The following is a 1,682-nucleotide window of genomic DNA, read 5'->3' as shown; positions in this document are numbered from 1 at the left end:
GAGAGGATGTACTCTTTTTCCAGAGAGCATTTATCAATGGAACACTTACGACTATCGCACCAATCTTTTATCTCTCGAAGCGCATAGTTGTAGGCACGACGACAGATATCCATCCACTCAACGAATTGCTGCTCTTGAGCGGTATCTGGATAGATTCGATAGCGGTGAGTGATTGTCAGCATTCCACTATAATACTGGGTTTACTGGCTAGGGAGCATATAAAAATTATGGCGTGGGTCTTATAGCTCCCCCAGACCCCCACAAAAAGATAAATATGGGAATAAACCGGCACATAAACCGTCTGACCCATCACTGTTTTAAAGGTATCGTTGAGGGTAACGACCTTAAGTTGAGGAGTAGGCTGCTGTGCAGGCTGCGATCCCGTACAGGCTACTAGGATGAGACTGGCGATCGCAAGATAAAAACGTGGGTATCGCTTCATCAGTAGTTTGGATGTTGAGTCCCCATCAATGTCGCTCGCTGCCCATCGTACCGCTTCTAACACACTGGGTAAATGCTCGCCGAAATAGACTGGTCATAGACAAGCCCGTGACGAGCAAGCCCAACAACCCAACGCCTGTAATAATGGGAAACACTCCGTCAAGTCCGAAGGTTTCCAAGGTATGAAGGTGGACGAGAAACCTTGCCAATTGGCGCTGATGCAGCGCTTTCGCAATCGGGAAAGCGATTCCGGTAACGATCGTCAGCAATAAAGGTAGAGCAAAAGCGATCGCTAGCCAGCGATGATACTTACGCCAGAGGCGTTTGATCCGAGAAACTTGGTGAAACATTAGCGACTTCCTCTGAAAACCTGGGCTGTTGTTTTACCGTAAAATTGAGCGACTCAAAGACCTGACGCAGAGAAACGGTGGTAGACCGGGGTGGTAACCGTTTGCCTTTCAATGTCTGGTTGCTGAGAATTTGAGCCAAAGTAGAGGTAGTACGCATAGTGAGAGAGTAAGAAATCGAACGATTGCCTGGTTCGATGTTCAAATCTTACAAACGAGCCCCACTGTTCCACATGGATCCAACTTCCTAACTTGGCATAGGACTAAAGTCCCGATTTGATTGGGAGTTTGGTCACACAGTCCTCGGTTCAAATCTAGGCAGTCAGACTCTGGAAACAACCATCCGGTCTGAAATACAGTAGAAGGAAGCATCGCTCCCACTCGATCTTTCCGACTTCCCCTTGCCGCCATGCACCGACCTTCGGCCTTTCCCAACCATTCGTTCCGCCTGATTTTGTATCTGGAATGGATTCTGCTGGGGATAACGCTGTTGGGAGAGATTCGACCTACCCCCCATGAGATTAATGTTACGACCAGATTGTTATCGATTCTGACGCTGATGGTGTTCGGTCTGATGGGACTGGGACTTCCCGGCAAAACCCATCTAAACTGCGGGGTACTCCCGCCAGACCCGACAGGGTTGGCGGTGAGGGGGATAGCAGGTGAGCAACGAGTCCCACCCCTGAGTAAATTGATCAGCGTAGCTCTCAACCGCGAAGGGGTGGGCCTTGCGCGAACAATTAATCTGCGATTGCAGCTTGATTTTCAACATATTGTTTAATTTGGTCGATAGTAACGCCGCCACAGCTAGCCACAAAATAAGCTCCAGTCCAAAATACAGGCTGACGATAAACCAGATTAATTTGAGTGGCAAATTCCTTGCGAATTAACCGA

Annotated in this window: 5 protein-coding genes; all 5 read right to left on the bottom strand. The window is 48.6% G+C overall.

The genetic code is table 11. From position 1 onward, the window contains the following. The coding region (locus ACE1CM_RS30175; RefSeq protein WP_374882543.1) for a helix-turn-helix domain-containing protein at positions 1–182 on the bottom strand (182 nt) is incomplete at its 3' end. Then, a complete protein-coding gene (locus ACE1CM_RS30170; RefSeq protein WP_374882542.1) occupies positions 176–442 on the bottom strand; it encodes a hypothetical protein in 267 nt (88 codons plus the stop codon). The genes ACE1CM_RS30170 and ACE1CM_RS30175, both read right to left, overlap by 7 nt. A gap of 25 nt (positions 443–467) precedes the next feature. Continuing rightward, positions 468–791: a peptidase gene (locus ACE1CM_RS30165; protein WP_374882541.1), complete on the bottom strand. Its 324-nt coding sequence runs from the start codon at positions 789–791 to the stop codon at positions 468–470. Beyond that, positions 751–948 (bottom strand): hypothetical protein, encoded by a 198-nt coding sequence (locus ACE1CM_RS30160; protein WP_374882540.1) that lies wholly within the window; start codon positions 946–948, stop codon positions 751–753. Before ACE1CM_RS30160 ends, ACE1CM_RS30165 begins: the two co-directional genes overlap by 41 nt. Positions 949–1,528: 580 nt before the next feature. Continuing rightward, positions 1,529–1,682 (bottom strand): transposase (locus ACE1CM_RS30155; RefSeq protein WP_374882544.1); only part of this gene is annotated, 154 nt, incomplete at its 5' end.

Origin of the sequence: Microseira sp. BLCC-F43 (assembly GCF_041929235.1) — a bacterium.
GTDB lineage: Bacteria > Cyanobacteriota > Cyanobacteriia > Cyanobacteriales > Aerosakkonemataceae > Microseira.
This window is presented reverse-complemented; position numbering and strand designations above follow the sequence as displayed.